This is a genomic window from Microbulbifer salipaludis, assembly GCF_017303155.1.
In the GTDB taxonomy this organism is placed as follows: domain Bacteria; phylum Pseudomonadota; class Gammaproteobacteria; order Pseudomonadales; family Cellvibrionaceae; genus Microbulbifer; species Microbulbifer salipaludis.
The window spans coordinates 2,014,023-2,026,017 of sequence record NZ_JAEKJR010000002.1; the positions used below are offsets into that span (position 1 = coordinate 2,014,023).

Annotated in this window: 12 protein-coding genes; 6 read left to right on the plus strand and 6 right to left on the minus strand. The window is 57.9% G+C overall.

Features of this window, described 5'->3' with window-relative positions; genetic code table 11:
* Window positions 1-200 precede the first annotated feature (200 nt).
* Both mutS and fdxA read left to right on the plus strand, forming a co-directional pair.
* Window positions 201-2,855, plus strand: coding sequence for a DNA mismatch repair protein MutS (mutS, locus tag JF535_RS14230; protein ID WP_207003249.1), 2,655 nt, complete (start codon window positions 201-203; stop codon window positions 2,853-2,855).
* A gap of 141 nt (window positions 2,856-2,996) precedes the next feature.
* Complete coding sequence (fdxA, locus tag JF535_RS14235) at window positions 2,997-3,320, plus strand: ferredoxin FdxA (RefSeq protein WP_066963462.1); 324 nt, start codon at window positions 2,997-2,999, stop codon at window positions 3,318-3,320.
* Between the two features lie 114 nt (window positions 3,321-3,434).
* Here the strand turns inward: fdxA and JF535_RS14240 are convergent, their stop codons facing one another.
* Complete coding sequence (locus JF535_RS14240) at window positions 3,435-3,959, minus strand: carboxymuconolactone decarboxylase family protein (RefSeq protein ID WP_207003250.1); 525 nt, start codon at window positions 3,957-3,959, stop codon at window positions 3,435-3,437.
* 88 nt (window positions 3,960-4,047) lie between these two features.
* On the opposite strand from JF535_RS14240, the gene dinB reads away from it, so the two are divergent.
* The 4 genes from dinB to JF535_RS14260 all read left to right on the plus strand — a co-directional run bounded on the left by dinB (window position 4,048) and on the right by JF535_RS14260 (window position 6,972).
* Window positions 4,048-5,130, plus strand: coding sequence for a DNA polymerase IV (gene dinB / locus JF535_RS14245; protein ID WP_207003255.1), 1,083 nt, complete (start codon window positions 4,048-4,050; stop codon window positions 5,128-5,130).
* A 177-nt stretch (window positions 5,131-5,307) separates the two neighbouring features.
* A complete protein-coding gene (locus JF535_RS14250; RefSeq protein ID WP_207003257.1) occupies window positions 5,308-5,616 on the plus strand; it encodes a DUF6116 family protein in 309 nt (102 codons plus the stop codon).
* A 184-nt stretch (window positions 5,617-5,800) separates the two neighbouring features.
* The gene (locus JF535_RS14255) at window positions 5,801-6,508 is read left to right on the plus strand and encodes an RNA polymerase sigma factor (RefSeq protein WP_207003258.1); all 708 of its coding nucleotides are present in this window, start codon (window positions 5,801-5,803) and stop codon (window positions 6,506-6,508) included.
* Between the two features lie 2 nt (window positions 6,509-6,510).
* Window positions 6,511-6,972 (plus strand): hypothetical protein, encoded by a 462-nt coding sequence (locus JF535_RS14260; RefSeq protein WP_207003259.1) that lies wholly within the window; start codon window positions 6,511-6,513, stop codon window positions 6,970-6,972.
* Between the two features lie 79 nt (window positions 6,973-7,051).
* Here JF535_RS14260 and JF535_RS14265 read toward each other — a convergent pair whose 3' ends face one another.
* The 5 genes from JF535_RS14265 to JF535_RS14285 all read right to left on the minus strand — a co-directional run bounded on the left by JF535_RS14265 (window position 7,052) and on the right by JF535_RS14285 (window position 11,995).
* Window positions 7,052-8,035, minus strand: coding sequence for an NADPH:quinone oxidoreductase family protein (locus JF535_RS14265; RefSeq protein WP_207003260.1), 984 nt, complete (start codon window positions 8,033-8,035; stop codon window positions 7,052-7,054).
* A gap of 43 nt (window positions 8,036-8,078) precedes the next feature.
* Window positions 8,079-8,873 (minus strand): SDR family NAD(P)-dependent oxidoreductase, encoded by a 795-nt coding sequence (locus tag JF535_RS14270; protein ID WP_207003261.1) that lies wholly within the window; start codon window positions 8,871-8,873, stop codon window positions 8,079-8,081.
* Entirely contained in the window at window positions 8,873-9,649 is a 777-nt protein-coding gene (locus JF535_RS14275) for an SDR family oxidoreductase (protein WP_207003262.1), read from the minus strand. The genes JF535_RS14270 and JF535_RS14275 overlap by 1 nt, the downstream gene beginning before the upstream one ends.
* 72 nt (window positions 9,650-9,721) lie before the next feature.
* A complete protein-coding gene (locus JF535_RS14280; protein WP_207003263.1) occupies window positions 9,722-10,771 on the minus strand; it encodes a phosphotransferase in 1,050 nt (349 codons plus the stop codon).
* Window positions 10,772-11,995: an acyl-CoA dehydrogenase family protein gene (locus tag JF535_RS14285; RefSeq protein ID WP_207003265.1), complete on the minus strand. Its 1,224-nt coding sequence runs from the start codon at window positions 11,993-11,995 to the stop codon at window positions 10,772-10,774.

The following is an 11,995-nucleotide window of genomic DNA, read 5'->3' on the forward strand; positions in this document are numbered from 1 at the left end:
CAGCCTCTCGGTACCCGCAGGAGAACCAGCCGGTCAACATACCCCCGGATACTGCACGGCTCGACGTGCAATGTCTGCGGGCAGATAGTGGTTTACAGCGACCTTTGGTATCCTCTGCGCCAATTCAAGCCGTGCCAGCCCGCGCATCGAGCGAAACCGCCGTTTCGCCCTAACCGATTGATTTAAAAGAATTTTCCCCAATGCCAGCCACCAGCAAGACCGCGAAGCCCGAACATACCCCGATGATGCAGCAGTATCTGCGGATCAAGGCCGAACACCCCCAGGAGCTGGTGTTCTACCGCATGGGCGACTTCTACGAGCTGTTCTACGACGATGCCAAACGCGCGGCGGAACTGCTGGATGTCACCCTGACCGCACGGGGAAAATCCGGCGGACAGCCGATTCCCATGGCCGGGATTCCCTACCATGCGGCGGAAGGTTATCTGGCGAGGTTGATCAAGGCCGGCGTCTCCGTCGCCATCGCCGAACAGATTGGCGACCCGGCCACCTCAAAGGGCCCGGTTGACCGGAAGGTGGTACGGATTGTTACCCCCGGCACCGTCACCGATGAGGCGCTGCTGAACGAGCGCCGGGACAACCTGCTGGCCGCCACGGTGCAGCTGGGCGATCACTTCGGGCTGGCGCTGCTGGATGTGGGCACCGGCTACTTTGCGGTGCAGGAAGTGGCGACGCTGGAGGGCCTGGTCGAACAGATCCAGCGTTTCAGCCCCACCGAATTGCTGGTGTCTGAAGATCTCGTGCTCCCGGCGGAGATCGAGCGCCGGGCGGGCCTGCGCCGGCGCGCCCCCTGGGAATTTGACCTGGAGAGCGCCCTACGCCTGCTGAACCGCCAGTTTGGCACCCTGGACCTGGAAGCGTTCGGGTGCAGCCAAATGCACGCGGCACTTTCCGCCGCCGGCTGCCTCTTGCAATATGCCCGCGATACCCAGCGTACCGAGCTGCCCCATATCCGCACCCTGCGCACCGAGCGCAATGAAGACACCGTGGCCCTGGACCCGGCCAGCCGCCGCAACCTGGAAATCGATACCAATCTCAACGGTGGTGACGACAACACACTGCTGTCGGTATTCGACGCGTGTAAAACCGCCATGGGTAGCCGCCTGCTGCGCCGCTGGCTCAACAACCCACTGCGCAACCTCGACACCCTGCAGCAACGCCAGCAGGCCATTGCGGCACTAATTGCCGATTACCGTTTTGAACCCCTGCGCGAAGCGCTCAAGCCCATTGGCGATATGGAGCGTATTCTCGGCCGCCTGGCCCTGCGATCTGCGCGCCCGCGCGACCTGTCACGTCTTGGTATGTCTCTGGCGCAGTTTCCGGAACTGCAGCGCCAGCTGCGCGAAACCGACGCCCCCCTGCTCGCCCGCTTGCATCGCGAAATGGGTGAGTGGCCAGAGACGGTGGAGTTATTGACCCGCGCACTGGTGGAAAACCCACCGGTGGTGATTCGCGAAGGTGGCGTGATTGCCGATGGCTTCGATGAAGAACTGGACGAGCTGCGCGGCATCAGCGAAAACGCCGGCGATTACCTGGTGCAGCTGGAAGTGCGCGAAAAAGAGCGCACCGGCATTCCCACCCTGAAGGTGGGCTACAACCGGGTGCACGGCTACTTTATCGAGATCAGCCGCGGCCAGAGTGACAAGGCGCCCGCGGACTACATCCGCCGCCAGACCCTGAAAAATGCCGAGCGCTTTATCACCCCGGAACTGAAGGAGTTTGAAGACAAGGCGCTCTCGGCCAAGAGCCGCGCGCTCGCGCGGGAAAAATTCCTGTATGAGGAATTGCTCACCCAGCTGAACGAACACCTGGCCGCACTGCAAAATGCCGCCGCCGCGGTTTCTGAACTGGATGTACTGGCGAATATGGCCGAGCGCGCCGACCAGCTGCGACTGATCCAGCCAGAGTTGAGCGAACAGCCGGGCATTCATGTCGAGGGCGGCCGCCACCCGGTGGTGGAGCAGGTACTCGACGACCCGTTTGTAGCCAACGACATCGAGCTCAATGAAAGCCGCCGCATGCTGGTCATCACCGGCCCGAACATGGGTGGTAAGTCCACCTACATGCGCCAGACCGCGCTGATCGCCCTGCTCGCCCATTGCGGCAGCTTTGTACCCGCCGACAGCGCGCGTATCGGCCTGCTGGACCGTATCTTCACCCGCATCGGCAGCGCCGATGACCTGGCCGGCGGCCGCTCTACCTTTATGGTGGAAATGACCGAGACCGCCAATATCCTGCGCAATGCCAGCGAGCACAGCCTGATCCTGATGGACGAGATTGGGCGCGGCACCAGCACCTACGACGGCCTGTCCCTGGCCTGGGCCTGCGCCCAGTTCCTGGCCGACCAGGTGCGCGCCTTCACCCTGTTTGCCACCCACTATTTCGAGCTCACCGAGCTGCCCGAACAGTGCCCCGACGCCGCCAACATCCACCTCAATGCCACCGAACACGGGGACTCCATCGTGTTCCTGCACCGCATTCAGGAGGGGCCAGCCTCCAAAAGTTACGGCCTGCAGGTCGCCAAGCTCGCCGGTATCCCGCAACCGGTACTGGATGAAGCCAAGGCGCGCCTGGCGGCACTGGAAGCCGGCCACACCACCCGCGACTCCGGGCCCGGTGCACCAACGGCAGCCAGTCCTGCAACCGCGCCTGTATCAGCTCCCGTAACAGCCCCTGTAACAGCCCCAGTGAAACCGGCAAGCACCGCACCGGCACAGGTAGACCTGTTCGGCAGTGCTCCGCACCCGGCAGTGGAAGCGCTGGAATCCCTGGACCCGGATGACCTCACGCCCCGCCAGGCACTGGAGCAGCTCTACGCCCTGCGCAAATTGTTATAAGCACCCAACCAATTCGACTCAAAAGCCACTACAATTCGCGCCAGTTATTGCTAAAATCCGCTGCTTTCAGAATCAGGCACGGCTCGCGCACGGCGGACTGGCCGATTCGCGGCAACGACACTGCATTATCGAGGGACAAAGATGACATTCGTAATTGGGGAAAACTGCATCAAGTGCAAATACACCGACTGTGTGGAAGTTTGCCCGGTAGACTGCTTCTACGAAGGCCCCAACTTCCTGGTGATCCACCCGGACGAATGTATTGACTGCGCCCTGTGCGAGCCGGAATGTCCTGCCAACGCCATCTTCTCCGAGGACGAGGTGCCGGATGACCAGCAGGAATACATCGAGCTGAACGCGGAACTGGCCGAGGTTTGGCCGAACATTACCGAGAAGAAAGACCCGCTGCCCGATGCAGAAGAATGGGATGGTAAAACCGGCAAGCTGGAACTGCTTGAGCGCTGAGAATTAAAGCCTGAACTTCGACCGAAAGCCGTCACCAGGACGGCTTTTTTGTGCCTGCCGTCTACCGCTCGGGACATTTACTGAGCCCGGAATCAGCAAGACCTTTGGGCAATATCAGTCCGACGGGACCGCGAGAAACGCAGCGGTGTGGCTCAATTCTGCGGCCAATCCGGCCACGGCCAGCGCCTCCAGAATTTCTTCATCGCTGGCTCCTCTCTCCCGCGCCGCCTCTACAAACCGCTCAGCATGATCGTGCGGGCTTTTGTTTGCGTGTCTCGCCACTTCGAGCAACGCATGATCTTTGGGCTCGTAATGCGCATGATCCGGGTCGGTGCGGATGCGCAGTACTTCGTGCGGGTCCACCCCGAGTTTCTGCAGGGCAGTACTGTGCAAAGCAATGCCATAATCGCTGTGCTCATCTGCCGCCACCATCAGCGCGATTCCCTCCTTTAATTTCGGCGACAGGCTGCCGGTCAGCATCACGTGCTGATATCGCTTCCATAAAACGGACAGTATCGTCGGGTTACCCCCGTTAACCCGGAAAATAGCCGGCACCATGCCCAGCGTGGTTCGAATATCGTCGAGCACCTCGGTCACCCGCGGGTCCGAGTGTGAATCCGTCAGCGGCAAAAGACTCATGCTGCACCTCCTTGAGAATGGGGAACATCTTTAATGGTTGGTTCAATTAGTCCGTGGCGAGCGACCAAATACTGTATATAATCCCAGCATGCGAAAAATCATCCACTGCGACTGTGACTGCTTCTACGCATCGGTAGAAATGCGGGACGACCCGAACTTGCGCGGTCGCCCCATTGCCGTGGGCGGCTCCAGTGATCGCAGAGGTGTGATATCCACCTGTAACTATGAGGCCCGCAGTTTTGGCGTACGCTCGGCCATGCCCACATCCCAGGCCAAGAAGCTTTGCCCAGAGCTGATTGTAGTGCCGGGCAATATGAAGAAATACCGGGAAGTCAGCGCGCAGATCCGGGAAATATTTCTCAGTTTCACCGAAAGTATAGAACCTCTATCTTTAGACGAAGCATTTCTGGACGTTACCGACAGCCCCCATTGCAACGGCAGTGCAACCCTGATCGCGCAGGAGATACGCGCACGGGTACACCAAGCGCTGGGTATCACCATTTCCGCCGGCGTGGCCCCGAATAAGTTCCTGGCAAAAATCGCCAGTGACTGGCAAAAGCCGGACGGTCTCACCGTAATCCACCCGGACGCAGTGGAAGATTTTGTCCTGCGGTTGCCGGTAAAAAAAATCCACGGTGTCGGTCGGGTCACGGCCGAAAAAATGCATCGTCAGGGGATTCATACCTGCAGTGATTTACGTCGCTTTAGCCTGCTGGAGCTGGTGGAGAAGTACGGAAAGTTTGGCAACCGCCTCTATCATCTTTGTCGCGGGATCGACGACAGACCCGTCAATGGTGATAGTGCCCGCAAGAGCGTGAGTGTGGAACGTACGTTCAGTGAGGACCTGAAGGACTTCGACCACTGGCAGGAGCAGATGGTCGGTCTCTATGGGCGGCTACAGGAGCGCCTCGAAAGCCTCGGTGATCGCTACGAAATCAGCGCGGCAATCATCAAGGTAAAATACGCGGACTTCACCCAGTCCACCCAGGAGCGCGCCAGCCGCGCGGGTCGCATCAGCGAATTCAAACAGCTGCTACAGCAATGTTGGGATAAGCGCAGTGATCCGATCCGACTGCTGGGTGTCGGCGTCAAACTCAGGGATTTACGCGCCGAATTGGGCCCCGAGCAGCTGCCGCTTCCGTTCCGCGACCGACGCCTATCGACCGCCTGAAACTGCTCACTTTTCAGACTACTGCAGCGCCTTCGATGGTGATCCGGAAGCACTACCGGGGGAATTTCTACGCCATTCACCGCGTGTTTTTATACTTGGAACCTTTCCTCCCGCAGATGGTCGCGCAGACGCGGGCTATACTCCCAACACGGTCTCGAAAGCAGTTTCAATCACTCTATGAAGCGCGTACTACCCAGTGCCCTGGTCGGTTGGTTCCTCAACTATGCCCGCCGCCTGAAGCATCCCCAGTTATTCAAATGGATGTGCGCACTCTTCCTGATTGACCTGATCATTCCCGACCTGGTTCCCTTTGTGGATGAGATTCTTCTCGGCCTCGGCACCCTTTTCCTTGCTGCCTGGAAAAAAAGCAGTCATGTCACCAGCGACAATTCTGATGACAATCAGGGCCGGCAAGAAAAGGTGGTCAGGGGGTCCGCGGAGAAAGTGACCGGTGCAGAAGAGACACCGGAGTCCCGGCGAAAATAAGGTTAATACTGAGTCAAGGTGTGGTATTTGCCCCCAAGCAGTTACGGGCAAAATAACGTTAACAGAACATTTACTCGATTTACGATGTACTCCTGTCATGGCCAGTGAAGGCCAGAAATGATTTTCCAGGAGATGGACAGCCGGGTAAGTAGCATTGGGAAGTAGCGCCAAGGAGGCAAATCCCATGTTTACGGAGAATTTGTGCAGTCTCAGTGATGAAGATCTGGTTTCTCGGTTTTACGAGGCGCGTCACCACAAGGTCTTTCAGGAAATTTACCTGCGCTATAAAGATCAGCTGTTTCGCTACTGCGCGCAGATGGCACCGGAATACTGCGTGTCGGCAATGGAATCTTTCTGGAAAAGCTTTCTGGATGCACCGCCAAAGTTATATCGTCAGCAGCTAAAAAACTGGCTGTATATTCGACTCTGCAGAACCCTACGCTCCCCCTCGGCTAACAGAGATAATCCCCAGGCTGAAGAAGCCCGTCTCAGTGAAGCGCTGGCCAGCTCAAGCGTGCTCAGTGCAATTCAGACGCTGCCGCGTCAGCAGAGAAACATTTTCCTGCTGGTGACCGAGTGCGGCCTGTCACTAGCGACGGCGGCGGACATCGAGCAAATCCCGCTTTCTACCTGCCGTGCTCTGCTGCAGCAGGGTAGAGAGCACATGGAACATGCGTTAAACGGGAGCGCGCGCAAGCCGTGGAAGTCTGCAGCAACGCTGGCCCGCGAAGCGGCAGCGCAGGCTCAACGAGCCGACGAGCCGGCTACCGAGCAGCGCGGCAATGCCTTGCCGACACCCACCAGTTCCAGCCCGATTTTTTCCTGGAAAAAATCCCCGAATTTGGCACCCGCAAGTGCCGCTGGTGCCAACCGCTCTGTTGAGGTAGTTTGAACATGAACAGAAAATGCTGGGAATCATCCTATCACCACGACTCGGGTCAGCTTCAGATCCCCGCGTCACTTGATGAAAAATTGCTTGCGAGTGCTCGCGCCATCAAGCCCCGCAGATCGGTCAATAGTCCAAGTAGCAGACTACTGTCAAAGGCCGCTTCCGGGTTTGGCGCCATCGCTATCGCCATCGTGCTGTTGCACCCTGCGCAATATATTGGGGCAACGCCGGGGCAAATCGGCCACCAGAATAACAGCCGTGAGCTGGGCCTGGAGCGCTACCGAACCAAGCCTGGGAACCAGGCTGCGACACAAGATGCGTGGCACGCACTGCGAACCGAAGTGAAGGCAGGCAATTACATGGAACTCTGTGCCCAGTGGCGGCGACAGCAGCGCTCGGTCGGCGATAACCCCCTGCCCGTAGATCTCGCCAGCAAGGCACGGGCGCATTGCCGTATTCTCCCCTGAGGATCGCTTGTCCCATAAATGTAAAAAGGGCGTGATGCAAACCGCATCACGCCCTTTTTTTCGACCGGCACTCCCAAGGTCAGGGATGGGTCATGGTTAGAACCACCTTACCCTGCGCACGACGCTCACCAATCACGGTAAACGCCTGCAGAAAATCTTCCAGAGCGTAAACTTCGGTCGTCAATGGCTGCAGGCTGCCATCCTGCACAAACCCCAGTAGTTCACTGAAATTCTGCATATTGCCTCTGGGATCACGCGCAGCCCAGCCCCCCCAGTAGATACCGAGGATATCCCCCGCTTTCAGCAGCGGCAGATTCAGCGGAAGCTTGGGAATATCGCCGGCAGCAAATCCAACCACCAGGTAGCGACCGCCCCAGGCAATTGAGCGATACGCCTGTTCAGTGAATTGGCCACCCACGGGATCATAAATCACGTCCGCGCCCTTATCGTCGGTCAACGCTCGGATACGATCCTTGAGGTTTTCCTTGCTGTAGTTAATCGTCTCATCCGCCCCCAGGTCCCGGCAGAAGGCGAGTTTCTCATCGGTAGAGGCACAGGCGATTACCCGAGCCCCCATCAGCTTACCCAGCTGAATTGCCGTTACCCCTACACCACCGGCAGCACCCAGAACGACCAGGGTTTCGCCTTCTTGCAACTGTGCGCGTTGTTTGAACGCATAGTAGGAAGTCGCATAGGTGATACAGAACCCCGCCGCCTGCGGGAAATCCAGCTCACTGGGCATCGGCATCAACAGCTTGTGATCCACATTGACCTGTTCGGCAAAAGCCGCAAGCCCCGGCATGGCAATGACCCGATCACCAACGGTGAACCCTTTAACGGCATCGCCCACTTCCCGGATGATGCCGGCACATTCACCACCGGCAACAAACGGAAGCTCAGGCTTCACTTGATATTTTCCCTGTACCATCAGGCCATCGGGGAAATTGACTCCGGCCGCATGGACTTCCAGCCGCACCTCGTTGGGTTTCAGGTCTGGCAATGACCAGTGGCGGATTTTCAGGTTTTCCACGGGGCCGAAGGCCTCGCATACCAGTGCTTGCATATCGCTCTCCCTGATTGCTATGGCAATTACGCTTGGGTAAAAATCAGTACGCGGACACACCACCATCCACAGCCAGTGCTTGCCCGGTGACGTAAGTCAGCGCTGGTGAGCAGAGCATCAACATAGCACTGACCACCTCTTCCGGTTTACCCAGGCGCTTCATGGGGCAACCCGCCGCAAACGTCGCGTGCAACTGATCCGCGGTGGCACCTTCCGGGGCCTGCATATTGGTAACCATCGGGGTCAATGTGAAAAAGGGGCAGATGGCATTGACGCGCACATTGTGGCGGGCGTATTCCACCGCGGCGGTGCGTGTCATTCCGACCACAGAATGTTTGGCGGCAGAATAAGAAGAGGCTTTGGGAGCACCGCCGAGGCCGGCCATGGAACTGACATTCAGAATCACACCACTGCCCTGGGTGCGCATCACCTTCAATTGATGCTTCATACCGAAAAACACCCCTTTCACATTTACCCGGTGTTGCAGGTCAAAGATTTCCTCATCCACATCTTCAAAATGCTGCATGGGCGGGGCAATGCCAGCGTTATTGATAGCGATGTCCAGGCTGCCAAAATTTTCCCGTGCCAGAGCCACCATCGCCGCACAGTCTGTTTCGGAGGAAACATCGCAAGTCATTGCCTGAACTTCGACACCCGAAGCAGTCAGCTTCTCTACCACCGACTGCAGACCGGCTTCGTTGATGTCACCCAGCACCAGGCGTGCGCCGCGACGTCCCAGCTCTTCGGCAACCAGAGCGCCAAAGCCGCTGGCTGCACCAGTAATCACGGCGACCTTGCCGGTAAAGTCCAGAATCGGATCAATACTCAAGTCCATCATCACATCCCCCCGCAAGAAGTCAGGCCGCCATCCACCACGACGCATTCGCCGTTGGTATAGCTACCGGCATCGGAAACGAGATACAGCACGGTCCCGGCCATTTCCTCCGGTTCCGCGTGGCGATGCATGGGAATGTGGCTGATGGCGGTGTTGTAGATTTCTTCATGGGAGAAGAGTGCACCGGCAAACTTGGTTTTGGTGAGACCGGGCAACAGCGCATTAACCCGAATATTGAACTGCGCGCATTCCTTGGCAAAGGCCTTGGTCATATTGACTACGGCGGCCTTGGTGATGGAGTAAATCCCCTGCCCCACACCGGGCTGGAGCGCATTGATCGATGCTGTATTGACGATGCATCCACCGCCGTTTTCTCGCATCAGTTTGCCCGCTTCCACAGACATGAAAAAGTAACCCCGAATATTGACGTCTACGGTTTTTTCAAAAGCGCCGATATCGGTATCCAGGATGTGACCAAAATAGGGATTGGTCGCGGCATTATTCACCAGAATATCCAGTTTTCCGTACTGGGCGCGAATGTGGGCAAATACCTGCTCTATATCTTCCATATTGCCAATGTGGCAGGGCAATGCTTCGGCTTTACCACCGGCGCGGTTAATCGCATCTGCCACTGCCTGACAGCCCTCGATTTTGCGACTGGACACCAGCACATGTGCGCCCTGCTCGGCCAGCAGCTTGGCAATGGCCTCGCCAATGCCGCGGCTGGCGCCGGTCACCAGCGCAATTTTGCCGCTCAGATCAAAAAGATTGGTCGCCATAAGATTCTCCCAACAGTCGGATTATTTGTTTATCTGTTTATGTGTGTAAGGATCGTTCTACCCACGTCAGTTTCAGGACTCCATTTCCACGACATCTAATGCGAGGCTGGCAAGCGGGCCAACAAATGCGCTGAGCTTCACTGCATCCTTACTGGATGCATTCCCGTCGTGCGCACGCTTCACAACCCCCTGGATGATCGCCGCCAGACGGAAAAAACTAAAGGCCAGGTAAAAGGCCCAGTTGTCGATATGCCCGATTCCCATACGTTCGCAGTAGCGCGCCACATATTCACGCTCCGTGGGTATACCGAGCTTGCCGCGATCTACCCCCATTAACCCGGAAATATTGCCGCTGTCTGCGGGCATGCGCAGCTGCATACACTGATAGGCAAGATCCGCAAGCGGGTGACCCAGGGTGGAAAGCTCCCAGTCCAGCACCGCAATGGCGCGCGGCTCGGTGGGATGGAACATGATATTGTCGAGGCGGTAATCACCATGCACCAGGGATACGCGGCCGTCGTCGGGCGGCAGGTTTTTTTCAAGCCACAGAATCAACTGATCCATGGCGCTGATGGTTTGTAGTTCTGATGCCCGGTATTGCCCCTGCCAGCGGTCGAACTGCCGCTCGAAATAGTTTCCCGGGCGCCCGTAGTCGGCAAGCCCCACTTCCTCCAGCTTCACACTATGCAGTGCCGCCAGAACACGGTTCATTTCCTCGTAAAATGCACTGCGCCCGGGGTTGTCCAGCTCCGGCAGTGCGGCATCCCAGAAGATCCGCCCCTCACAGTATTCCATCAGGTAAAACATGGAACCAAGCACATCGCGGTCTTCACACAGATGCAGCACCCTGGGTACTGGCACGGCGCTATCGGCGAGCGCCTGCATCACCCGATACTCGCGGTCAACCGCATGGGCGGACTTCAGCAACTTTCCCGGAGGCTGGCGACGCAGCACATAAGTACCCGCACCCGTCTCAATTTTGAAAGTAGGGTTGGACTGGCCACCAGCAAATTTACTCGCCTGCACGGGACCGTCGAACCCAGGCAATTTGCCGCTCAAATAGCCGGACAACGCGTCCGTATCCAGCTGGGTGACTGCTGCGGGGCTTTTTATGTCCGACATTCAGCCCTCCTCGGCCGCTTGAGCGGCGTACGCGGCGGCCAGGTTGCGCCCCAGCTGCATCATATGCACCTGGTCCGGGCCGTCGGCCAGACGGATGGTGCGAGCGTAAGCGTAGGCACGCGCCAAGTGGAAGTCTTGGCCAAGGCCAGCCGCACCGTGAATCTGTATCGCGCGGTCAATAACATTGCAGGCCATCTGCGGTGCGACGATTTTGATCATGGCGATCAGGTCGCGGGCGGCCTTGTTGCCAAGACGGTCCATCTGATCCGCGGCCTTGAGTGTCAGCAAACGCGCCTGCTCGATTTCACAGGCCGACCGGGCGATATCTTCACGCACGGAGCCCTGCTTAATCATCGGGCGCCCAAACACCACACGATTTTCTGCACGTACTGACATCATTTCGAGCGCGCGCTGCGCCAGGCCGATCAGACGCATGCAGTGGTGGATACGACCAGGCCCAAGACGCCCCTGGGCAATTTCAAAACCACGCCCCTCACCGAGAATCAGGTTTTCTTTCGGCACCCGCACATTGTCGAAAATAATTTCCGCGTGGCCTTCCGGTGCATCGTCGTAACCGAACACGGTCATGGGACGGATTACTTTTACGCCCGGGGTATTCATCGGCACGAGTATCTGCGACTGCTGACGGTACCGGTCTTCGCTGTCCGGTGCCGTCTTGCCCATAACGATCATGATCTGGCAGCGTTGGTTCATCGCTCCGCTGATGTAAAACTTGTGCCCATTGATGATGTAATCCTCGCCATCGCGCACGATTTCTGTCTCGATATTGGTGGCGTCACTGGACGCCACCTTCGGTTCAGTCATGGCAAAGGCGGAGCGTATCGCGCCGTCCAGCAATGGCTTCAACCAACGTTCTTGCTGCTGCGGTGAACCGTACTGGGCGAGCACTTCCATATTGCCGGTATCCGGCGCGCTACAGTTAAAGACCTCGGAGGAAAACCCCACCCGTCCCATTTCTTCCGCGAGCGGCGCATACTCGAGATTGCTGAGGCCCGCGCCCCACTTGCTGTCCGGTAAAAAAAGGTTCCACAGCCCAGCATCCCTTGCTTTCTGCTTCAGGGTTTCCATAACCGGCGGCTCGCCCCAGCGATCCTGCTCAAGCTGTTCGTAATAGGTCTGTTCGACGGGGATCACCTCCTCCGCCATAAACCGCTTCAGGCGAATGAGCAGATCCTGGACTTTCGGGGAATATTCAAATTTCAT

Excerpts from the sequence above, each read along its gene's own strand:
- JF535_RS14255 (WP_207003258.1), top strand. The coding sequence starts at position 5,801 with ATGTTTACGGAGAATTTGTGCAGTCTCAGTGATGAAGATCTGGTTTCT.
- JF535_RS14260 (WP_207003259.1), top strand. The coding sequence starts at position 6,511 with ATGAACAGAAAATGCTGGGAATCATCCTATCACCACGACTCGGGTCAG.
- JF535_RS14240 (WP_207003250.1), bottom strand. The coding sequence starts at position 3,959 with ATGAGTCTTTTGCCGCTGACGGATTCACACTCGGACCCGCGGGTGACC.
- JF535_RS14275 (WP_207003262.1), bottom strand. The coding sequence starts at position 9,649 with ATGGCGACCAATCTTTTTGATCTGAGCGGCAAAATTGCGCTGGTGACC.
- JF535_RS14285 (WP_207003265.1), bottom strand. The coding sequence starts at position 11,995 with ATGAAATTTGAATATTCCCCGAAAGTCCAGGATCTGCTCATTCGCCTG.
- JF535_RS14270 (WP_207003261.1), bottom strand. The coding sequence starts at position 8,873 with ATGATGGACTTGAGTATTGATCCGATTCTGGACTTTACCGGCAAGGTC.
- dinB (WP_207003255.1), top strand. The coding sequence starts at position 4,048 with ATGCGAAAAATCATCCACTGCGACTGTGACTGCTTCTACGCATCGGTA.
- JF535_RS14265 (WP_207003260.1), bottom strand. The coding sequence starts at position 8,035 with ATGCAAGCACTGGTATGCGAGGCCTTCGGCCCCGTGGAAAACCTGAAA.
- JF535_RS14250 (WP_207003257.1), top strand. The coding sequence starts at position 5,308 with ATGAAGCGCGTACTACCCAGTGCCCTGGTCGGTTGGTTCCTCAACTAT.
- mutS (WP_207003249.1), top strand. The coding sequence starts at position 201 with ATGCCAGCCACCAGCAAGACCGCGAAGCCCGAACATACCCCGATGATG.
- JF535_RS14280 (WP_207003263.1), bottom strand. The coding sequence starts at position 10,771 with ATGTCGGACATAAAAAGCCCCGCAGCAGTCACCCAGCTGGATACGGAC.
- fdxA (WP_066963462.1), top strand. The coding sequence starts at position 2,997 with ATGACATTCGTAATTGGGGAAAACTGCATCAAGTGCAAATACACCGAC.